This is a genomic window from Bradyrhizobium sp. 1(2017), assembly GCF_011602485.2.
Taxonomy (GTDB): domain Bacteria; phylum Pseudomonadota; class Alphaproteobacteria; order Rhizobiales; family Xanthobacteraceae; genus Bradyrhizobium.
Genome location: NZ_CP050022.2, coordinates 4996238 through 5017859, shown reverse-complemented (window position 1 = coordinate 5017859; position 21622 = coordinate 4996238). Strand labels below are relative to the sequence as shown.

Below are 21622 nucleotides of genomic sequence, written 5' to 3'. Positions count from 1 at the left end.
GTTCCGGACGGCGCGCCCAGAGCGGGCGACGAAATGAGAGGCCACGATGGCGCAGCAGACATTCACCGGTCGCAAACGTGTTCGCAAGTTCTTCGGACACATCAAGGAAGTCGCCGAGATGCCGAACCTCATCGAGGTTCAGAAGGCGTCCTATGATCAGTTCCTGATGGTCGACGAACCCCAGGGCGGCCGTCTCGACGAGGGTCTGCAGGCGGTGTTCCGCTCGGTGTTTCCGATCTCCGACTTCTCGGGCACCTCGATGCTGGAATTCGTCCGCTACGAGTTCGAGCAGCCGAAATACGACGTCGACGAGTGCCGCCAGCGCGGCATGACCTTCGCTGCGCCCCTCAAGGTGACGCTGCGCCTCATCGTGTTCGATATCGACGAGGAAACCGGTGCGAAGTCGGTGAAGGACATCAAGGAGCAGGACGTCTACATGGGCGACATCCCGCTCATGACGATGAACGGTACCTTCATCGTCAACGGCACCGAGCGCGTCATCGTCTCGCAGATGCACCGTTCGCCGGGCGTGTTCTTCGATCACGACAAGGGCAAGACCCACTCTTCGGGCAAGCTGCTGTTCGCCGCCCGCGTGATCCCGTATCGCGGCTCCTGGCTCGACATCGAGTTCGACGCCAAGGACATCGTCTATGCGCGTATCGACCGTCGCCGCAAGATTCCGGTGACGTCGCTGATGTTCGCCCTCGGCCTCGACGGCGAGGCGATCCTGTCCACCTTCTACAAGAAGATTCTCTACAAGCGGACCAAGGAAGGCTGGCGCGTTCCGTTCGACGCCAACCGTTTCCGCGGCTATTCGACCATCAACGACCTGATCGACGCCGATACCGGCAAGGTCGTGCTCGAAGCCGGCAAGAAGCTCACCGTCCGCGCCGCCCGCCAGCTCCAGGAGAAGGGGCTGAAGGCGCTGCGCATGGCCGACGAGGAGCTGGTCGGCAACTACGTCGCCGAGGACCTCGTCAACCCGAAGACCGGCGAGATCCATGCCGAGGCCGGCGAGGAAATCACCGACAAGCTGATGAAGGCGCTCAACGAGCAGGGCTACAAGGAGCTGCCGCTGCTCGACATCGACCACGTCAATGTCGGCGCCTATATCCGCAACACGCTGTCGGCCGACAAGAACATGACGCGCGAGGACGCGCTGTTCGACATCTACCGCGTGATGCGTCCGGGCGAGCCGCCGACGCTGGAATCGGCACAGGCCATGTTCCAGTCGCTGTTCTTCGACGCCGAGCGTTACGACCTCTCCGCGGTCGGCCGCGTCAAGATGAACATGCGCCTCGACCTCGATGCGCCCGACACCCAGCGCACGCTGCGCAAGGAAGACATCCTCTCCGTCATCAAGACGCTGGTGGACCTGCGCGACGGCAAGGGCGAGATCGACGACATCGACCATCTCGGCAACCGCCGTGTGCGCTCGGTCGGCGAACTCATGGAGAACCAGTACCGCATCGGCCTCCTGCGCATGGAGCGCGCGATCAAGGAGCGCATGTCCTCGGTCGATATCGACACGGTCATGCCGCAGGACCTGATCAACGCCAAGCCGGCGGCCGCCGCCGTGCGCGAGTTCTTCGGCTCCTCGCAGCTCTCGCAGTTCATGGACCAGACCAACCCGCTGAGCGAGATCACCCACAAGCGTCGCCTCTCGGCGCTTGGACCGGGCGGTCTGACCCGCGAGCGTGCCGGCTTCGAGGTGCGCGACGTGCATCCGACGCATTACGGCCGCATCTGCCCGATCGAGACGCCGGAAGGTCCGAACATCGGCCTGATCAACTCGCTCGCGACCTTCGCGCGCGTGAACAAGTACGGCTTTGTCGAGACGCCTTATCGTAAGGTGAAGGACGGCCGCGTCACCGACGAGGTCGTGTACCTCTCGGCGATGGAGGAGGGCCGCTACACGGTCGCGCAGGCCAACGTGCCGCTCGACCCGAAGGGCCGCTTCACCGAAGACCTCGTGGTCTGCCGTCACGCCGGCGAAGTCCTGCCGGTGACGCCGGACAAGGTCGACTACATGGACGTGTCGCCGAAACAGCTGGTTTCGGTGGCCGCGGCCCTGATCCCGTTCCTTGAGAACGACGACGCCAACCGCGCGCTGATGGGCTCGAACATGCAGCGCCAGGCGGTGCCGCTGGTTCGCGCCGAGGCGCCGTTCGTCGGCACCGGCATGGAAGGCGTGGTCGCGCGTGACTCGGGTGCCGCGATCGCGGCGCGCCGTTCGGGCGTGATCGACCAGATCGACGCCACCCGCGTCGTCATCCGCGCCACGGAAGATCTCGATCCGACCAAGTCGGGCGTCGATATCTACCGTCTCATGAAGTACCAGCGCTCCAACCAGTCGACCTGCATCAACCAGCGTCCGCTGGTGAAGGTCGGCGACGTCGTCAAGAAGGGCGACATCATCGCCGACGGTCCCTCGACCGATCTCGGCGAGCTCGCGCTCGGCCGGAACGTGCTGGTCGCGTTCATGCCGTGGAACGGCTACAACTTCGAAGACTCGATCCTGCTCTCCGAGCGGATCGTGAAGGAAGACGTCTTCACCTCGATCCACATCGAGGAATTCGAGGTGATGGCCCGCGACACCAAGCTCGGACCTGAGGAAATCACCCGCGACATTCCGAACGTGTCGGAAGAAGCGCTGAAGAACCTCGACGAAGCCGGTATCGTCTACATCGGCGCGGAAGTGCGCGCCGGCGACATCCTCGTCGGCAAGATCACGCCGAAGGGCGAAAGCCCGATGACGCCGGAAGAAAAGCTCCTGCGCGCCATCTTCGGCGAGAAGGCTTCCGACGTCCGCGACACCTCGCTGCGCGTTCCTCCGGGCGTGCAGGGCACGATCGTGGAAGTGCGCGTGTTCAACCGTCACGGCGTCGACAAGGACGAGCGTGCGCTGGCGATCGAGCGGGAAGAGATCGAGCGTCTGGCCAAGGACCGCGACGACGAGCAGGCGATCCTCGACCGCAACGTCTACAACCGTCTTGCCGAGCTGCTCGAGGGGCGGCAGGGCATTGCAGGTCCCAAGGGCTTCAAGAAGGACACCAAGATCACCCGCGCGGTGCTCGAGGAGTACCCGAAGTCGCAATGGTGGCTGTTCGCCTCGCCCAACGACAAGCTGATGGCCGAGATCGAGGCCATGCGGAAGCAGTACGACGAGTCGAAGAAGGGGCTGGAACAGCGCTTCCTCGACAAGGTCGAGAAGCTTCAGCGCGGTGACGAATTGCCGCCCGGCGTGATGAAGATGGTCAAGGTCTTCGTCGCGGTGAAGCGCAAGATCCAGCCCGGCGACAAGATGGCCGGCCGCCACGGCAACAAGGGCGTGGTGTCGAAGATCGTGCCGATCGAGGACATGCCGTTCCTCGAAGACGGCACGCATGCCGACATCGTGCTCAATCCGCTGGGCGTGCCCTCGCGCATGAACGTCGGACAGATCCTCGAGACCCATCTCGGCTGGGCCTGCGCCGGCCTCGGCAAGCGCATCGGCCAGACGGTCGATGCCTACCTGTCGAAGCAGGACATCAAGCCGCTGAAGGAAACCTTGAAGAGGGTCTACGGCGAGGACGAGACGATCAAGACGCTCAACGACAACGAGCTGATCGAGCTCGGCCATAACCTCAGCCGCGGCGTGCCGATCGCGACGCCGGTGTTCGACGGCGCCAAGGAAGCCGACATCGAGGAGATGCTGAAGCTCGCCGGTCTCGACGCTTCGGGTCAGTCGACCGTCTATGACGGCCGCACCGGCGATCCGTTCGATCGCAAGGTGACGGTGGGCTACATCTACATGCTCAAGCTGCACCATCTCGTCGACGACAAGATCCATGCGCGTTCGATCGGTCCGTACTCGCTCGTCACCCAGCAGCCGCTGGGCGGCAAGGCGCAGTTCGGCGGCCAGCGCTTCGGCGAAATGGAGGTGTGGGCGCTCGAGGCTTACGGCGCGGCTTACACGCTCCAGGAGATGCTGACGGTGAAGTCGGACGACGTCGCCGGCCGCACCAAGGTGTACGAGGCGATCGTGCGCGGCGACGACACGTTCGAGGCCGGTATTCCGGAATCGTTCAACGTGCTGGTCAAGGAAATGCGCTCGCTCGGTCTCAACGTCGACCTGCACAACTCCAAGATGGGACCGGCGCCGACGTCGGAAGCGGCCGAGTAATTCGACCTGTTCATGCCCGGCCGTCGCGGCCGGGCATTGGCGCCCCTCCCGAGGCCTTGAGGGCAGGGCGCCCCGCTAAGTGATTTTCGAATTTGCGGCCGGAGGCGACCGGCACGCGAGGAGAAGACGATGAACCAAGAAATTATGAATCTCTTCAATCCGACGACGCCGGCTCAGGTCTTCGACCAGATCCGGATTTCGATCGCGTCTCCGGAAAAGATTCTGTCCTGGTCCTACGGCGAGATCAAGAAGCCGGAGACCATCAACTACCGTACCTTCAAGCCCGAGCGCGACGGCCTGTTCTGCGCCCGCATCTTCGGGCCGATCAAGGACTACGAGTGCTTGTGCGGCAAGTATAAGCGCATGAAGTACAAGGGCATCATCTGCGAGAAGTGCTCGGTCGAGGTCACGCTGTCGCGCGTCCGGCGCGAGCGCATGGGCCACATCGAGCTCGCAGCCCCCGTCGCCCACATCTGGTTCCTGAAGTCGCTGCCCTCGCGCATCGGCCTTCTGCTGGACATGACGCTGAAGGATCTCGAGCGGATCCTCTATTTCGAATACTACGTCGTGCTCGAGCCCGGCCTCACCGCGCTCAAGGACCGTCAGCTGCTGTCGGAAGACGAGTATCTGAAGGCGCAGGACGAGTACGGCCAGGACAGCTTCACCGCCATGATCGGCGCGGAAGCGATCCGCGAGCTGCTCAAGGGCATGGACCTCGAGAAGCTCGAGCTCTCTCTGCGTGCGGAGATGCAGGAGACCGACTCCGACATCAAGCACAAGAAGCTCGCCAAGCGCCTGAAGATCGTGGAAGCGTTCCGCCACTCCGGCAACAAGCCGGAATGGATGATCATGACCGTGGTCCCGGTGATCCCGCCGGACCTGCGTCCGCTGGTGCCGCTGGACGGCGGCCGCTTCGCGACCTCCGACCTCAACGACCTCTACCGCCGCGTCATCAACCGCAACAACCGCTTGAAGCGGCTGATGGAGCTGCGCGCGCCGGACATCATCATCCGCAACGAGAAGCGCATGCTTCAGGAAGCGGTCGATGCGCTGTTCGACAACGGCCGCCGCGGCCGCGTCATCACCGGCGCCAACAAGCGCCCGCTGAAGTCGCTCGCCGACATGCTCAAGGGCAAGCAGGGCCGGTTCCGTCAGAACCTGCTCGGCAAGCGCGTCGACTATTCGGGCCGTTCGGTGATCGTGGTCGGTCCCGAGCTGCGCCTGCATCAGTGCGGCCTGCCGAAGAAGATGGCGCTCGAGCTGTTCAAGCCGTTCATCTATTCGCGGCTTGACGCCAAGGGCCTGTCCACCACCGTGAAGCAGGCCAAGAAGCTGGTCGAGAAGGAGCGGCCCGAGGTCTGGGACATCCTGGACGAGGTGATCCGCGAGCACCCGGTGCTGCTCAACCGCGCGCCGACGCTGCACCGCCTCGGCATCCAGGCGTTCGAGCCCGTGCTGATCGAGGGCAAGGCGATCCAGCTTCACCCGCTGGTCTGCTCCGCGTTCAACGCCGACTTCGACGGCGACCAGATGGCCGTGCACGTTCCGCTGTCGCTCGAAGCGCAGCTGGAAGCGCGCGTGCTGATGATGTCGACCAACAACATCCTGCATCCGGCGAACGGCCAGCCGATCATCGTGCCGTCGCAGGACATCGTGCTGGGGCTGTACTACGTCTCGATCATGCGCGAAGGCCTGCCCGGCGAGGGCAAGGTGTTCGGCGACATGGCCGAGCTCGAGCACGCGCTGCACGCGAAGGTCATCCACCTCCACACCAAGATCAAGTACCGGTGGGAAGGCATGGACGAGACCGGCAAGGTCTCCAAGCGCTGGATCGAGACCACGGCAGGCCGCGTCATGCTCGGCAATCTGCTGCCGAGGAACCCGCGGATCTCGTACGAGATCATCAACAAGCTGATGACCAAGCGCGAGATCTCGGGCGTGATCGACCAGGTCTACCGCCACTGCGGCCAGAAGGAGACGGTGATCTTCTGCGACCGCATCATGGCGCTCGGCTTCTACAACGCGTTCAAGGCCGGCATCTCGTTCGGCAAGGACGACATGGTCGTGCCGCACGGCAAGTGGAAGATCGTCGACACCACCCGTACGCTGGCGAAGGATTTCGAGCAGCAGTACAACGACGGCCTGATCACCCATGGCGAGAAGTACAACAAGGTCGTCGACGCCTGGTCGAAGGCCACCGAAGAAATCGCCAAGGCGATGATGAAGGAGATCTCTGCCACCAAGAAGACGGCGAGCGGAGCCGACGCCGACATCAACTCGATCTACATGATGGCCCACTCCGGTGCCCGCGGTTCGCCGGCCCAGATGCGCCAGCTCGCCGGCATGCGCGGCCTGATGGCGAAGCCGTCGGGTGAGATCATCGAGACGCCGATCATCTCGAACTTCAAGGAAGGCCTCTCGGTGCTCGAGTACTTCAACTCGACCCACGGCGCCCGCAAGGGCCTCGCGGACACCGCGTTGAAGACCGCGAACTCGGGCTACCTGACCCGCCGTCTCGTCGACGTGGCGCAGGATTGCATCATCACGCAGTCGGACTGCGGCACCAAGCTCGGCATCAAGATGCGCGCCATCGTCGATGCCGGCACCGTGGTCGCTTCGCTCGGCTCGCGCATCCTGGGACGCACGGCCTGCGAAGACATCCGTGACAGCTCGGGCAAGGTGATCATCAAGCGCGACACGCTGATGGAAGAGAGCCATCTGGACGCCATCCAGCAGGGTGGCGTGCAGGAGGTGAAGATCCGCTCGGCGCTGACCTGCGAACTCGTCAACGGCATCTGCGGCAAGTGCTACGGCCGCGACCTCGCCCGCGGCACGCCGGTCAACCACGGCGAAGCGGTCGGCGTCATCGCGGCGCAGTCGATCGGCGAGCCGGGCACCCAGCTCACCATGCGCACCTTCCACATCGGCGGTGCGGCGCAGCTCAACGAGCAGTCCTTCGTCGAAGCCAATTTCGACGGCAAGATCGTGATCCGGAACAAGGCCATCGCCCGCAACAGCGAAGGTCACCTGATCGCGATGGTGCGCAACATGGTCGTGGCGATCGTCGATGCCGACGGCACCGAGCGTGCGACGCACCGCGTCCAGTACGGCTCGCGCCTGCACGTCGACGAAGGCGACATGGTCAAGCGCGGCCAGCGCATCGTCGAGTGGGATCCCTACACCCGTCCGCTCCTCACAGAAGTCGAAGGTACGATCGGCTTCGAGGATCTGGTCGAGGGGCAGTCGATCTCGGAAACGCTCGACGAGGCGACCGGTATCGCCAAGCGCGTGGTCATCGACTGGCGCTCGACCCGTGGCGGCTCGGACCTGCGTCCGGCCATCGTGGTCAAGGGCAAGGACGGCAAGGTGCTCAAGCTGCCTCGTGGCGGCGATGCCCGCTACATGCTGTCGGTCGACGCCATTCTCTCGGTCGACGTCGGAGCCAAGGTCAACCCGGGTGACATCCTCGCCCGTGTCTCGACTGAAAGCGCCAAGACGCGCGACATCACCGGCGGTCTGCCGCGGGTGGCGGAGCTGTTCGAGGCCCGGCGTCCGAAGGATGCGGCGATCATCGCCGAGATCGCGGGCACCATCCGGTTCGGGCGCGACTACAAGAACAAGCGTCGTATCTCGATCGAGCCGATGGACAAGACCGAGGAGGCGCGCGAGTACCTGATCCCGAAGGGCAAGCACATCCACCTTCAGGACGGCGACGTCGTCGAAAAGGGCGACTTCATCGTCGAAGGCAACCCGGCGCCGCACGACATCCTTGCGGTCAAGGGCATCGAGGAGCTCGCGGCCTATCTGGTCAACGAGATCCAGGAGGTCTACCGGCTCCAGGGCGTGCTCATCAACGACAAGCACATCGAGGTGATCGTCCGTCAGATGCTCCAGAAGGTCGAAGTCACCGACCAGGGCGACACGGACATGATCTCGGGCGAGCAGGTCGACAAGATCGAGTTCGATGCGCTGAACGAGAAGGCCAAGGAAGAGGGCAAGAAGCCCGCCACGGGAACGCCGGTTTTGCTCGGCATCACCAAGGCGAGCCTCCAGACCCGCTCGTTCTTCTCGGCGGCCTCGTTCCAGGAGACCACCCGCGTCCTCACGGAAGCGGCGGTCAACGGCAAGGTCGATCCGCTCGAAGGCCTCAAGGAGAACGTCATCGTCGGCCGGCTGATCCCGGCGGGCACCGGCGCCTCCATGGCCAAGATCCGCGAAGTCGCCATGAAGCGCGACAAGCTGATCCTCGACGAGCGCGAGAAGCAGGCGGCCGTCGTGTCGCCCGCGCCGGAAGCGGAGCTTCCTGCGCTGCCGCCTGCGGAATGATGGTTCATCCGTAGGAATACCGAGGACAATGAAAAGGCCGGCGCAAGCCGGCCTTTTTGCTGCTTTGTTTGCTTGCTGCGATGCAGGATCAACCTTTGTTCATCTTTCCTTCAGCCGCAAAAGCGCTTCTGCTAAGGGAACTTAGACCGGTGGTCCCGTGACGGGGGCAGGGCCGGAGACCACGGAACTCACATGCTTGATCTCGCAATCGTAGGCGGCGGCCCCGGCGGGCTGATGAGCGCATGGTATCTGAAGCGCAAGCTCGGCGACCTCTGCCGCGTCACCATCTTCGAGGCGTCCGACCGGCTCGGCGGCAAGATCGTCACGCGCAAATTCGATTCGGCGCCGGCCATGTATGAAGCCGGCGTTGCCGAGATCTACGACTACTCGATGACCGGTCCCGATCCGCTGCGCGAGCTGATCCAGCATTTCGGGCTCCAGACCATTCCGATGGACGCCGAGCAGGTGCAGTTCGGCGGCGAGCTCCTCAACGATGTCGCCGGCATGCGCCGCAGATACGGCGCCAAGACCGCGGCCGCGATCGAAACGTTCCGCAAGCGCTGTGCCGAAATGATGTCGCCGATCCAATATTACGAGGGCGTCGGCGCGCACGACAACGAGAATCCCTGGGCTTACAAGACCGCCGAGCAGGTGCTCGACGAGGAGGTCGAGGACGAGACGGCCAAGCGCTTCTTCAAGGTGATGGCCCGCTCGGATATCGCGACCGAGAGCCACAACACCAACGGCCTCAATGCGCTCAAGAATTATCTGATGGATGTCGACGGCTATATCGGCCTCTATTCCATCCAGAACGGCAACGAGCAGCTGATCGAGTGCCTGCAGTCGGAGGTCAATGCCGACGTCCAGCTCAATCATCGCGTGCTCACCGTCGGAAAGGCACCGACCGGCCGCTACCAGCTCAAGATGATGAACGGCAAGGGGCCCGAGACACGCGATTTCGATCTCGTGCTGGTCTGCCTGCCGCATTCGTGGCTCACCACCGTCGGCTGGGAAGGCGAGCAGCTGCGCAAGTCGATGGTCAAGCACGTCTCCTATTTCGACCGTCCGGCCCACTACTTGCGCGTCTCGATCCTGTTCGACAGTCCGTTCTGGGGCGAGAAGATTCCCGGCGCCTGGTTCATGTCGGAGGCCTTTGGCGGCTGCTGCGTCTACAACGAGGGCGCGCGTCACGACGTCGGCAAGCACGGCGTCTTGAACTGGCTCATTCCCGGCTCCGACGCGCTGGCCTTCGCCAATCTGTCGGACCAGGAGCTGATCGACGCCGCGCTGAAGTCGCTGCCGGCCTCGCTCGGCGACGCGCGTTCGCATTTCGTGGAGGGCAAGATCCACCGCTGGCTGTCGTCGGTGAACGCGATTCCCGGCGGTCTGCCCGTGCGCGACGTCATGACCAATCACCGGCCGGAGCCGAAGGAGCATCCCGGCATCGTGGTGGTCGGCGACTATCTGTTCGACTCGACGCTCAATGGCCTGCTCGACTCCTCGGACGCGGCCACCGACATCATCCTGACCGAGATGATGCGTCTGCGCCGCGAGCGTGCGCAGGACGACAAGCCGCTCTCGGACAAGATCGATCGCGAGTTTTTCGAGAACTATCGCGGCCTCGGTCCCTACCACCAGGCGTGGCGCCACTTCACGGATCCCGATTATCTCACCAGGCTGATCGGCATCGTGTGGGGCAACGCGAAGGGTGCCAAGCTCTTGGTCGCGGGCTCCGCCAGCGGCGAGTTGGTCGGTGCGCTGCGCGATCGCGGCATCGATGCATGGGGCATCGAGAACAATCGCGCCATCCACGCCAAGACGCCGAAGGCGCTAAAGAAGTACAACAAGCTCGGTTCGATCACCGACATGCCGTTCAAGGACGCCTCGTTCGACTTCGTGTTCGAGACCAGCCTCTGCCACGTTTCCCCCAAGCAGGTGGTCCGCGCGATCCGGGAGCTGAACCGCGTGGTCAAGTCCGGTCTCGTGTTCGGCTCGATCACCTCGGATATGGCTTCAGTGGTGATCGACCGCTACGACCTGCTGCGCGGGGTCAAGAAGCTCGGCACCTGGTGGGAATGGTCCGAACTGTTTTTCGGCAACGGCTTCGATCTGTCGATGCATCGCAAGGACTGCACCGATGCGCTCTGGGAGGCGACGCTCGCCGCCAACAAGGGGCCGGGCCAGTGGTACGCCGACGCCGACAGCTTGCGCTATTCCTTCTTCGACAAGGTCGAGGACGATGACTAGCTGGGCCGTGGGGCCCGGCTGTTTTGCCAATTGCTTTGCCGAATTCATCTTGATCGCATAGAATCGGTGCAATAGCGGTTGACGCTATTCCTGCTTTCTCTGCGGTCATGTCGGCCGTCAGCATCGATTGGTTTCATGGCGTCCAAGCCCCTCCCGCCCGACAAACAGAAGCTTGCCGCGGAAGAGGCGGCCGAGCTCGACGACAAGCTCGCCGCCGCCAGGCCGGACCTCGAAAACGACGAGGAGGACGAGGACGAGGGCGAGGGTGAGGACGAGCTCGATGACGACGATGAGGACGAGGACCTCGTCGTCTTCACCGCGCGCGAGGCTGCCGGGGCGCTCGCCACCATCGTCGGCTTCGTCAGGCCCTATCTGACCAATTACAAACGGATGCTGTCCTACGTGGCGTTCGGCGTCTTCGTCGAGACGCTGTTCAACGTCATCATGCCGCTCAGCCTGAAGTACCTGATCGACGACGCGCTCGGCGAGGAGGACTTCCAGGCGCTCTACAAGATCCTCGGCGTGCTCGCCGTCGCCGGCATCTTCACCTCGATCGTCGCGATCTGGTACGAGCGATGGGATGCGCGGCTGGCTGCCTGCATCATCTCGGACATCCGTACGCGCCTGTTCGTTCACGTCCAGGACCTGCCGGCGGCCTATTTCGGCCGCACCAAGCGCGGCGAGATCCTGTCGCGCTTCTCGGTCGACCTCTCGGCCGTCGAAGGCTCGGTCAAGACCTTTGTCAACAGCGCGGCGCTGCCGTTCCTGGAATTGATCGCCGGCATCATCCTGATGCTGTTCCTGAACTGGCAGCTCGCCGTGGTCGCTCTGCTGGTGTTTCCGATCACGCTGATCGGGCCGCGCATCCTCACCCCGAAGGCCGTGCAGGCCAATTACGAGCAGAAGCAGAACGAGAGCGCGCTGCTCGGCATGGTGCAGGAGAACGTGGCGGCGCAGGCCGTGATCAAGGCGTTCAGCCTGCAGCGCAAGATGTTCGGCTTCTTCCGCTTCCGCAACGACGAGACCCGCAACAGGATCGCCTCGGCCACCTTCCTCTCGACCATGGTGGAGCGCACGGTCACCATATCGGTTCTCCTCCTGCACCTCGTGGTGCTCGCGATCGGCGCCTATCTGGCAACAACGGGCCGGATCACCATCGGTACCTTCGTCACCTTCGAGAGCGCGTTCTGGGAGGTCTCCTACAACATCGCCCATGTGATGCATTTCATTCCGGTGTCGATTTCCTCGGCCGCCGCGATCCGGCACATCCAGGAACTGCTGGATGTACCGACGCGCGCTGCCGATCGGCCCGGTGCGCCCGACCTGCCGCGCATCACCAACGACATCACCTTCGACCGCGTGACGTTTCAGTACGAGGGCAGCCAGACGCCGGTGCTGGACAATCTCAGCCTCAAGCTCAACGCCGGCAAGCGCATCGCCATCGTCGGCCCTTCGGGCTCCGGGAAGAGCACGCTGCTCAATCTCATCTTGCGGCTCTACGTGCCCGACGAAGGCCGGGTCACCATCGATGGCGTCGACGTCCGCAAGGTGACGCTCGATTCGCTGCGCCAGAGCATGGCGGTGGTGTTTCAGGAGAACATGCTGTTCAACATGTCGATCCGCGAGAACATCCGGCTCGGCAAGGAGGCGGCGAGTGACGAAGAGGTGGAGGAGGCCGCCAAGAAGGCCGAGATCCACCGCTACATCATGAGCCTTCCGCAGCGATACGATACGCCGGTCGGCGAGCGCGGCGACACGCTCTCGGGCGGCCAGCGTCAGCGTATCGCGATCGCGCGCGCGATCATCCGTAACCCGTCCGTGCTGCTGCTGGACGAAGCCACCTCGGCGCTCGACCAGACCACGGAAGCCGCGATCAACCGTACCCTGCTGAAGGTTGCCAAGGGCCGCACCATGATCTGGTCGACCCATCGCCTGACCTCGGTGGTCGAGATGGACGAGATCATCGTGATTTCGGGGGGCCGGGCGATCGAGCGCGGCTCCCATGCCGAGCTGCTTGCCCGGAACGGCACCTATCGCAAGCTATGGAATGATCAGATTCACCAGCCGCATGGCGCTGTGGCTCACGCGGACGACCGCGACGATGACGACGAGGATGAAGACGACCTCGATGAAGACGAGGAAGGCGAGGACGAGGATTGAGCGGAAACGTCAGGCGCCGGCGGGAATGCTTCGTCCCGATTCTTTGCCTCCCAAGGATGCGGTAATTCCTGGGGTGTGAGACCTCGGCCGCGCCGAAGGCGGATTTTTTTGACCCTTTGGAGGACCGGGGCGGCCGTCCATAGATCGGTCAGCGCCGCCGCAGCGATACCCGCGAGACCGGTATCGTCGCTCTTGGAGGTCCACGCAGGCCGCGGATTCGTGCATCGGCCAGACAACCGCCAAGGTTTTCGAAGTAAAAGTATATTTAACCCGGATAAAAATTGCCTTGAAGCTGGCGCAAGCGGCGTTCTGCACCCATATGGGAAGGCGCGGCGAGGGTGGGAAACAGCGATTTCGACAGGCGCCAGAAGCGCTTTGTGACTGTCGTTTCACCTTGACTTGACCGATTCTCACTTATAGAAAGCGCCTCACTTAACGACAGGCGGTGAGCATCGCCAACGTCGGAACGGGCCACCCGTTTGATCCCCAAGGACTAGATCCGCAAGGGGTCGCAAGGCGGGCACCAACCTCGACGAATGCCGCTCAAACGCTGTCGATCATAGCTAGGCAATGCCAGTGCGATTTTAGTTCTCTTGAGCACGTTCTCTTGAGATCGAACTCGGATGCATGACCTCAGTGCGCGGACCGCGGCATTACGCTGATCGGTCTCAATACTGCGGTCCTCTGTGGCGTCGAAGCGCTTTCCGCTCGTTGATGGAGCGGTTGGCGCAATTTCGCTTTGTGCGGATTGATCCGCGCGAGGCGGCCCAGTCGGGCGGGTGGCTCGAAAAAAATTGCGGTCCCGGCAACGGGCCGCGGCAAGACAGCGGACCCGGAAGGGGCCGCGGCAGAACAAAGGGTAAGGCCAGGATGCCGACGATCAACCAGCTGATCGCTCAACCGCGGGAAGTGCAGAAGTCGCGCAAGAAGGTGCCGGCGCTGCAGCAGTCGCCTCAGAAGCGTGGTGTTTGCACCCGCGTCTACACCACGACCCCGAAGAAGCCGAACTCGGCGCTTCGTAAGGTCGCCAAGGTGCGCCTGACCAACGGCTTCGAGGTGATCGGCTACATCCCCGGCGAGGGCCATAACCTCCAGGAGCACTCGGTGGTCATGATCCGCGGCGGTCGCGTCAAGGACTTGCCGGGCGTGCGCTACCACATCCTCCGCGGCGTTCTGGATACCCAGGGCGTCAAGAACCGTAAGCAGCGTCGTTCGAAGTACGGCGCGAAGCGTCCGAAGTAAGCGGGAACCAAGCCTATGTCTCGTCGCCACTCAGCGGAAAAGCGCGAAGTTCTCCCGGATCCGAAGTTCGGGAACATCATCGTCACGAAGTTCATGAACTCGGTGATGTACGCCGGCAAGAAGTCGGTCGCCGAAGGCATTGTCTACGGTGCGTTCGGTATCATCGAATCCAAGACCAAGCAGAACCCGCTCGGCGTGTTCGAGCAGGCGCTCGAGAACGTCATGCCGACGATCGAGGTTCGCTCCCGCCGCGTCGGCGGCGCGACCTACCAGGTTCCGGTCGAAGTTCGCTCGACCCGCCGCCAGGCGCTGGGCATCCGCTGGCTGATCTCGGCCGCGCGCGAGCGCAACGAGAAGACGATGACTGAGCGGCTCTCGGCTGAGCTGCTGGACGCCTCGAACAACCGCGGCAACGCCGTCAAGAAGCGCGAAGATGTGCACCGGATGGCGGAAGCCAACCGCGCCTTCTCGCACTATCGCTGGTAACGGCGACACACGGAATCTAAGGAACAGCCCATGCCTCGCGTTCATGCCATAGAGAACTACCGCAATTTCGGTATCATGGCGCATATCGATGCCGGCAAGACCACGACCACCGAGCGCATCCTCTATTACACCGGCAAGAGCCACAAGATCGGCGAAGTGCACGAAGGTGCCGCGACGATGGACTGGATGGAGCAGGAGCAGGAGCGTGGCATCACGATCACCTCGGCTGCGACCACCGCGTTCTGGAACGGCAAGCGCCTGAACATCATCGACACTCCCGGCCACGTCGACTTCACCATCGAAGTCGAGCGTTCGCTGCGCGTGCTCGACGGCGCCGTCTGCGTGCTCGACTCGAACCAGGGCGTCGAACCCCAGACCGAGACCGTCTGGCGCCAGGGCGACAAGTACAAGGTTCCGCGCATCGTCTTCGCCAACAAGATGGACAAGACCGGCGCCGACTTCTTCAAGTGTCTGGCTGACATCGTCGATCGTCTCGGCGCCAAGCCGATTGCGATCCAGCTTCCGATCGGTGCCGAGAACAACTTCAAGGGTCTCGTCGACCTCGTGAAGATGCAGGGCATCATCTGGAACGATGAATCGCTCGGCGCGAAGTTCGACTACGTGGACATTCCGGAAGACATGGTCGACCAGGCCAAGGAATACCGCGAGAAGATGGTGGAAGCCGCCGTCGAGCTCGACGACGACGCCATGGCTGCCTATCTCGACGGCAAGGAGCCGGACGAGGCGACCCTGAAGCGTCTGCTCCGCAAGGCGGTGCTGACCGGCGCGTTCTATCCGGTGCTGTGCGGGTCGGCCTTCAAGAACAAGGGTGTGCAGCCGCTGCTCGACGCCGTCGTCGACTATCTGCCGTCGCCGATCGACGTGCCCGCGATCAAGGGTACCGACGATGCTGGCAACGAGGTCGTGCGCAAGGCGGACGACAAGGAGCCGCTCGCGCTGCTCGCGTTCAAGATCATGGACGACCCGTTCGTCGGCACCATCACCTTCTGCCGCATCTACTCCGGTGTTCTCCAGAGCGGCACCGGCGTCGTCAACTCGACGCGCGAGAAGAAGGAGCGCATCGGCCGCATGCTGTTGATGCATGCGAACAACCGCGAAGACATCAAGGAAGCCTATGCCGGCGACATCGTCGCGCTGGCCGGCCTGAAGGAAGCGCGCACCGGTGACACGCTGTGCGATCCCGACAAGCAGGTGATCCTGGAGAAGATGGAATTCCCCGAGCCGGTCATCGAGATCGCGATCGAACCGAAGTCGAAGGCCGACCAGGAAAAGCTGGGCGTGGCGCTGGCGAAGCTCGCCGCGGAGGATCCGTCCTTCCGCGTGTCGACCGACCAGGAGTCCGGCCAGACCATCCTCAAGGGCATGGGCGAACTCCATCTCGACATCAAGGTCGACATCCTCAAGCGCACCTACAAGGTCGACGCCAACATCGGCGCGCCGCAGGTTGCGTTCCGTGAGCGCGTCACCAAGAAGGCCGAGGTCAAGTACACCCACAAGAAGCAGACCGGCGGTACCGGTCAGTTCGCGGAAGTGTCGATCGTGGTTGAGCCGAACGAGCCCGGCAAGGGCTACGAGTTCGAGTCCAAGATCGTCGGCGGTGCGGTTCCGAAGGAATACATCCCCGGCGTTGAAAAGGGCCTCAACAGCGTGATGAGCTCTGGCGTGGTCGCGGGCTTCCCCGTGGTCGACGTCAAGGTTCAGCTCGTCGACGGCAAGTATCACGACGTCGACTCGTCGGCGCTCGCCTTCGAAATCGCATCGCGCGCGGCATTCCGCGAAGCGCTGCAGAAGGGCAAGTCCGTCCTGCTCGAGCCGATCATGAAGGTCGAAGTGGTGACCCCGGAAGACTACACCGGTTCGGTCATCGGCGACCTGAATTCCCGGCGCGGTCAGATCCAGGGCCAGGACATGCGCGGCAACGCCAACGTCATCAACGCGATGGTGCCGCTCATGAACATGTTCGGTTACGTGAACAACCTGCGCTCGATGAGCCAGGGTCGCGCGACCTTCACCATGCAGTTCGACCACTACGCAGAAGCGCCGGCCAACGTGTCGGCAGAAGTCCAGAAGAAGTTTGCCTGATTGTCGTCGGTCTCAAGCTGACGATTGAACGGAGAGTCAAATGGCCAAAGCAAAGTTTGAACGTAACAAGCCGCACTGCAACATCGGCACCATCGGTCACGTCGACCATGGCAAGACGTCGCTGACCGCGGCGATCACCAAGGTTCTCGCCGAAGCCGGCGGCGCGACGTTCACCGCGTACGACCAGATCGACAAGGCGCCGGAAGAGAAGGCGCGCGGCATCACCATCTCGACCGCGCACGTCGAGTACGAGACGCCGAACCGCCACTACGCCCACGTCGACTGCCCCGGCCACGCCGACTACGTGAAGAACATGATCACCGGCGCCGCGCAGATGGACGGCGCGATCCTGGTCGTGTCGGCCGCTGACGGCCCGATGCCGCAGACCCGCGAGCACATCCTGCTCGCCCGCCAGGTCGGCGTGCCCGCGCTGGTCGTGTTCCTCAACAAGTGCGACATGGTCGACGACCCGGAGCTGCTCGAGCTCGTCGAGCTCGAAGTCCGCGAACTGCTCTCGAAGTACGAATTCCCCGGCGACAAGATCCCGATCATCAAGGGTTCGGCGCTGGCCGCTCTCGAAGATTCGGACAAGAAGCTCGGCCACGACGCCATCCTCGAGCTGATGAAGAACGTCGACGAGTACATCCCGCAGCCGGAGCGTCCGATCGACCAGCCGTTCCTGATGCCGGTTGAAGACGTGTTCTCGATCTCGGGCCGCGGCACCGTGGTGACCGGTCGTGTCGAGCGCGGCGTCGTCAAGGTCGGCGAGGAAATCGAGATCGTCGGTCTGCGTGCGACCCAGAAGACGACCGTCACCGGCGTCGAAATGTTCCGCAAGCTGCTCGATCAGGGCCAGGCCGGCGACAACATCGGCGCTCTGCTCCGCGGCACCAAGCGCGAGGACGTCGAGCGCGGCCAGGTTCTGGCCAAGCCCGGTTCGGTCAAGCCGCACACCAAGTTCAAGGCGGAAGCCTACATCCTCACCAAGGAAGAGGGCGGTCGCCACACCCCGTTCTTCACCAACTACCGTCCGCAGTTCTACTTCCGCACCACCGACGTGACCGGTGTCGTGCACCTGCCGGAAGGCACCGAGATGGTGATGCCGGGCGACAACATCGCGATGGAAGTGCACCTGATCGTGCCGATCGCGATGGAAGAGAAGCTCCGCTTCGCGATCCGCGAAGGCGGCCGCACCGTCGGCGCCGGCGTCGTCGCCTCGATCATCGAGTAACAACGCGAATAGGGAATGGCGAGTGGCGAATAGTTTCTATTCGCTATTCGCTACTCGCCACTCACTAAGAAAGATTCGGCAATGAACGGCCAAAACATTCGTATCCGTCTCAAGGCGTTCGACCATCGTATCCTCGATACGTCGACCCGCGAGATCGTGAACACGGCGAAGCGCACCGGCGCGCAGGTCCGCGGACCCATTCCGCTGCCCACCCGCATCGAGAAGTTCACCGTCAACCGTTCGCCCCACGTCGACAAGAAGAGCCGCGAACAGTTCGAGATGCGCACTCACAAGCGTCTGCTCGACATCGTCGATCCGACCCCGCAGACCGTCGATGCTTTGATGAAGCTCGATCTGGCCGCCGGTGTCGACGTCGAGATCAAGCTCTGAGCAAGACCCCGAGAAGTGGGCACCGGTTCTCGGACCGGGTCTTGCCCACAACGAAGATTAGCTAGTCCGCAAGGACAGAAAGAACAGGAAGCAAGCCGATGCGCTCCGGAGTGATCGCACAAAAGGTCGGGATGACGCGGGTCTTTACGGAGGCCGGCGAACATATCCCCGTGACCGTGCTGAAGCTCGGCAATTGCCAGGTCGTAGGCCACCGCACCGAAGAGAAGAACGGTTACGTCGCGCTCCAGCTTGGTTCTGGCAGCCGCAAGACCGTTTACATGCCCAAGGCAGAGCGCGGCCAGTTCGCGGTCGCCAAGGTCGAGCCGAAGCGCCGGGTCGAGGAATTCCGCGTTTCCCAGGACGCGATGATCCCGGTCGGCGCCGAGATCCAGGCCGACCACTTCGTCGTCGGCCAGTTCGTCGATGTCACCGGCACCTCGGTCGGTAAGGGCTTCGCCGGCGGCATGAAGCGCTGGAACTTCGGCGGTTTGCGCGCCACGCACGGTGTGTCGATCTCGCACCGCTCGATCGGTTCGACCGGTGGCCGTCAGGACCCCGGCAAGACCTGGAAGAACAAGAAGATGCCCGGCCACATGGGTGTCGATCGCATCACCACGCTCAACCTTCGCGTCGTCCAGACCGATGTCGAGCGCGGCCTGATCCTCGTCGAAGGCGCCGTTCCCGGCTCCAAGGGCGGCTGGATCCGCGTGCGCGACGCCGTCAAGAAGCCGCTGCCGAAGGAAGCTCCGAAGCCCGGCAAGTTCAAGGTTGCTGGCGACGCGGAAGCCGCTCCGGCTGCGCAGGAGGCGTGAGATGGAATTGAAGGTCACCACCCTCGAAGGTAAGGAAGCCGGCTCGGTCCAGCTTTCCGACGCCATTTTCGGTCTCGAGCCGCGCGAGGACATCATCGCACGCTGTGTGCAGTGGCAGCTCAACAAGCGCCAGGCCGGCACGCACAAGGCCAAGGGCCGCGCCGAGATCTGGCGTACCGGCAAGAAGATGTACAAGCAGAAGGGCACCGGCGGTGCTCGTCACGGCTCGGCCCGCGTGCCGCAGTTCCGTGGCGGTGGCCGCGCCTTCGGTCCGGTGGTGCGTTCGCACGCCACCGACCTGCCGAAGAAGGTCCGCGCCCTCGCGCTGAAGCATGCGCTCTCGGCCAAGGCCAAGGACGGCGATCTCGTCGTGATCGAGAAGGCCGCGCTGGAAGCCGCCAAGACCAAGGCGCTGCTCGGTCACTTCTCGGGCCTGGGGCTCACCAATGCGCTGATCATCGACGGCGCCGAGCTCAACAACGGTTTTGCCGCCGCGGCCCGCAACATCCCGAACATGGACGTGCTGCCGATCCAGGGCATCAACGTCTATGACATCCTGCGCCGTCAGAAGCTCGTTCTGACCAAGGCTGCCATCGATGCGCTGGAGGCGCGCTTCAAATGACGAAGAACATCGAGCCTCGCCATTACGACGTGATCCTGTCGCCGGTCGTGACCGAAAAGGCGACGATCGCCTCGGAGCACAACAAGGTGCTGTTCAAGGTGGCCGCGAAGGCGACCAAGCCGCAGATCAAGGAAGCGATCGAGAAGCTGTTCGACGTCAAGGTCAAGAGCGTCAACACGCTGGTCCGCAAGGGCAAGGTCAAGGCCTTCCGCGGCAATCTCGGTTCGCAGTCGAACACCAAGCGCGCGATCGTGACCCTCGAAGAGGGCCACCGGATCGACGTCACCACCGGTCTGTAAGGTCGTACGACGATGGCACTGAAGAAATTCAATCCCACGACGCCGGGCCAGCGCCAGCTGGTCATGGTCGATCGTTCGGCCCTCTACAAGGGCAAGCCGGTCAAGGCGCTCACCGAGGGCAAGCACTCGTCGGGCGGCCGCAACAACACTGGTCGCATCACCGTGCGTTTCCGTGGCGGCGGTCACAAGAAGACGCTGCGCGCCGTGGATTTCAAGCGCGAGAAGGTCGACGTCCCCGCGACCGTCGAGCGGCTCGAATACGATCCGAACCGCACCGGCTTCATCGCCCTGATCAAGTATCAGGACGGCGAGCAGGCCTACATCCTGGCGCCGCAGCGCCTGGCCGTGGGTGACACCATCATCGCCGGCAACTATGTCGACGTGAAGCCGGGTAACGTCATGCCGCTGGGCAACATGCCGGTCGGCACGATCATCCACAACATCGAGGTCAAGATCGGGAAGGGCGGCCAGCTCGCTCGTTCCGCGGGCACCTACGCCCAGCTTGTCGGTCGCGATCAGGACTACGTGATCATCCGCCTGAACTCGGGCGAGCAGCGCCTGGTGCACGGCCGTTGCCGCGGCACGATCGGCGCTGTGTCGAACCCGGATCATATGAACACCTCGATCGGCAAGGCCGGCCGCAACCGTTGGCTGGGCCGCAAGCCGCATAACCGCGGCGTTTCGATGAACCCGATCGACCATCCGCACGGCGGTGGTGAAGGTCGTACCTCGGGCGGTCGCCACCCGGTCACCCCGTGGGGCAAGCCGACCAAGGGCAAGAAGACCCGCACCAACAAGTCGACTAACAAATTCATTCTCCTAAGCCGCCATAAGCGGAAGAAGTAAGGAACGCCGGACATGGTTCGTTCAGTCTGGAAAGGCCCGTTCGTCGAGGGTTCTCTGCTCAAGAAGGCAGATGCCGCGCGCGCGTCCGGCCGTCACGACGTCATCAAGATCTGGAGCCGTCGCTCGACGATCCTGCCGCAGTTCGTCGGTCTGACCTTCGGCGTCTACAACGGTCAGAAGCACGTGCCGGTGGCGGTCAACGAGGAAATGGTCGGTCACAAGTTCGGCGAGTTCTCGCCGACCCGGACCTTCCATGGCCACTCCGGCGACAAGAAAGCCAAGAAGGCTTGAGGATTAAACGATGAGCAAACCTAAGCGCGAACGGAGCCTCGCGGACAACGAGGCCAAGGCGGTCGCCCGGATGCTGCGGGTGAGCCCGCAGAAGCTCAACCTGGTCGCCCAGCTCATTCGCGGCCGGAAAGCGTCTGCCGCGCTCGCCGACCTGCAGTTTTCGCGCAAGCGGATCGCGGTCGACGTGAAGAAGTGCCTGGAATCGGCTATCGCCAATGCCGAGAACAATCACGACCTCGACGTCGATGACCTCGTCGTGGCGCAGGCCTTCGTCGGCAACGGCCTCGTGATGAAGCGCTTCGCCGCCCGCGGCCGTGGCCGTTCGGGCCGTGTCTACAAACCATTTTCGCAGCTGACGATCATCGTTCGTCAGGTCGAAGCCGAAGCAGCCGCTTAAGGCGC

The 21622-nt window shown here is 63.3% G+C and carries 15 protein-coding genes; all 15 read left to right on the top strand.

The genetic code is table 11. The features are described from left to right. Positions 1–46 precede the first annotated feature (46 nt). The 15 genes from rpoB (at position 47) to rplV (ending at position 21617) form a co-directional block, all read left to right on the top strand. A complete protein-coding gene (gene rpoB, locus HAP40_RS23845; protein ID WP_166815439.1) occupies positions 47–4165 on the top strand; it encodes a DNA-directed RNA polymerase subunit beta in 4119 nt (1372 codons plus the stop codon). Positions 4166–4294: 129 nt separating this feature from the next. Beyond that, positions 4295–8491, top strand: coding sequence for a DNA-directed RNA polymerase subunit beta' (gene rpoC, locus HAP40_RS23840; protein ID WP_166815440.1), 4197 nt, complete (start codon positions 4295–4297; stop codon positions 8489–8491). 192 nt (positions 8492–8683) lie between these two features. Continuing rightward, complete coding sequence (locus HAP40_RS23835) at positions 8684–10738, top strand: FAD-dependent oxidoreductase (protein ID WP_166815441.1); 2055 nt, start codon at positions 8684–8686, stop codon at positions 10736–10738. A 135-nt stretch (positions 10739–10873) separates the two neighbouring features. Further along, the gene (locus HAP40_RS23830) at positions 10874–12898 is read left to right on the top strand and encodes an ABC transporter ATP-binding protein (RefSeq protein WP_166815442.1); all 2025 of its coding nucleotides are present in this window, start codon (positions 10874–10876) and stop codon (positions 12896–12898) included. A gap of 870 nt (positions 12899–13768) precedes the next feature. Continuing rightward, the gene (gene rpsL, locus HAP40_RS23825; RefSeq protein WP_007603006.1) at positions 13769–14140 is read left to right on the top strand and encodes a 30S ribosomal protein S12; all 372 of its coding nucleotides are present in this window, start codon (positions 13769–13771) and stop codon (positions 14138–14140) included. A gap of 15 nt (positions 14141–14155) precedes the next feature. Beyond that, a complete protein-coding gene (rpsG, locus tag HAP40_RS23820; protein ID WP_008136420.1) occupies positions 14156–14626 on the top strand; it encodes a 30S ribosomal protein S7 in 471 nt (156 codons plus the stop codon). 30 nt (positions 14627–14656) lie between these two features. Then, positions 14657–16729, top strand: a complete 2073-nt coding sequence (gene fusA / locus HAP40_RS23815) for an elongation factor G (protein ID WP_166815443.1) — start codon at positions 14657–14659, stop codon at positions 16727–16729. Positions 16730–16769: 40 nt separating this feature from the next. Next, positions 16770–17960: an elongation factor Tu gene (gene tuf / locus HAP40_RS23810; protein ID WP_074116743.1), complete on the top strand. Its 1191-nt coding sequence runs from the start codon at positions 16770–16772 to the stop codon at positions 17958–17960. Between the two features lie 81 nt (positions 17961–18041). Further along, complete coding sequence (gene rpsJ, locus HAP40_RS23805) at positions 18042–18350, top strand: 30S ribosomal protein S10 (RefSeq protein WP_002712302.1); 309 nt, start codon at positions 18042–18044, stop codon at positions 18348–18350. Between the two features lie 98 nt (positions 18351–18448). Next, complete coding sequence (gene rplC, locus HAP40_RS23800; RefSeq protein ID WP_166815444.1) at positions 18449–19162, top strand: 50S ribosomal protein L3; 714 nt, start codon at positions 18449–18451, stop codon at positions 19160–19162. Between the two features lies 1 nt (position 19163). Further along, positions 19164–19784 carry a 50S ribosomal protein L4 gene (gene rplD, locus HAP40_RS23795; RefSeq protein WP_018647243.1) on the top strand — a complete coding sequence of 207 codons (621 nt, stop codon included), beginning with the start codon at positions 19164–19166 and terminating at the stop codon, positions 19782–19784. Next, the gene (locus HAP40_RS23790; protein ID WP_018647244.1) at positions 19781–20083 is read left to right on the top strand and encodes a 50S ribosomal protein L23; all 303 of its coding nucleotides are present in this window, start codon (positions 19781–19783) and stop codon (positions 20081–20083) included. Before rplD ends, HAP40_RS23790 begins: the two co-directional genes overlap by 4 nt. 12 nt (positions 20084–20095) lie before the next feature. Next, the gene (gene rplB / locus HAP40_RS23785) at positions 20096–20929 is read left to right on the top strand and encodes a 50S ribosomal protein L2 (RefSeq protein ID WP_166815445.1); all 834 of its coding nucleotides are present in this window, start codon (positions 20096–20098) and stop codon (positions 20927–20929) included. 12 nt (positions 20930–20941) lie between these two features. Then, complete coding sequence (rpsS, locus tag HAP40_RS23780; RefSeq protein WP_008136357.1) at positions 20942–21220, top strand: 30S ribosomal protein S19; 279 nt, start codon at positions 20942–20944, stop codon at positions 21218–21220. Positions 21221–21230: 10 nt separating this feature from the next. Then, on the top strand, positions 21231–21617 hold the full coding sequence (gene rplV, locus HAP40_RS23775; protein WP_008549264.1) for a 50S ribosomal protein L22: 387 nt from the start codon (positions 21231–21233) through the stop codon (positions 21615–21617). Positions 21618–21622: the final 5 nt, after the last annotated feature.

Bases quoted from the DNA above. Each gene is read 5' to 3' on its own strand.
- rplB (WP_166815445.1), top strand. From the start codon at position 20,096: ATGGCACTGAAGAAATTCAATCCCACGACGCCGGGCCAGCGCCAGCTG.
- rpoC (WP_166815440.1), top strand. From the start codon at position 4,295: ATGAACCAAGAAATTATGAATCTCTTCAATCCGACGACGCCGGCTCAG.
- rpsG (WP_008136420.1), top strand. From the start codon at position 14,156: ATGTCTCGTCGCCACTCAGCGGAAAAGCGCGAAGTTCTCCCGGATCCG.
- fusA (WP_166815443.1), top strand. From the start codon at position 14,657: ATGCCTCGCGTTCATGCCATAGAGAACTACCGCAATTTCGGTATCATG.
- HAP40_RS23790 (WP_018647244.1), top strand. From the start codon at position 19,781: ATGACGAAGAACATCGAGCCTCGCCATTACGACGTGATCCTGTCGCCG.
- HAP40_RS23835 (WP_166815441.1), top strand. From the start codon at position 8,684: ATGCTTGATCTCGCAATCGTAGGCGGCGGCCCCGGCGGGCTGATGAGC.
- rpsS (WP_008136357.1), top strand. From the start codon at position 20,942: ATGGTTCGTTCAGTCTGGAAAGGCCCGTTCGTCGAGGGTTCTCTGCTC.
- HAP40_RS23830 (WP_166815442.1), top strand. From the start codon at position 10,874: ATGGCGTCCAAGCCCCTCCCGCCCGACAAACAGAAGCTTGCCGCGGAA.
- rpoB (WP_166815439.1), top strand. From the start codon at position 47: ATGGCGCAGCAGACATTCACCGGTCGCAAACGTGTTCGCAAGTTCTTC.
- rplV (WP_008549264.1), top strand. From the start codon at position 21,231: ATGAGCAAACCTAAGCGCGAACGGAGCCTCGCGGACAACGAGGCCAAG.
- rplD (WP_018647243.1), top strand. From the start codon at position 19,164: ATGGAATTGAAGGTCACCACCCTCGAAGGTAAGGAAGCCGGCTCGGTC.
- rplC (WP_166815444.1), top strand. From the start codon at position 18,449: ATGCGCTCCGGAGTGATCGCACAAAAGGTCGGGATGACGCGGGTCTTT.
- tuf (WP_074116743.1), top strand. From the start codon at position 16,770: ATGGCCAAAGCAAAGTTTGAACGTAACAAGCCGCACTGCAACATCGGC.
- rpsL (WP_007603006.1), top strand. From the start codon at position 13,769: ATGCCGACGATCAACCAGCTGATCGCTCAACCGCGGGAAGTGCAGAAG.
- rpsJ (WP_002712302.1), top strand. From the start codon at position 18,042: ATGAACGGCCAAAACATTCGTATCCGTCTCAAGGCGTTCGACCATCGT.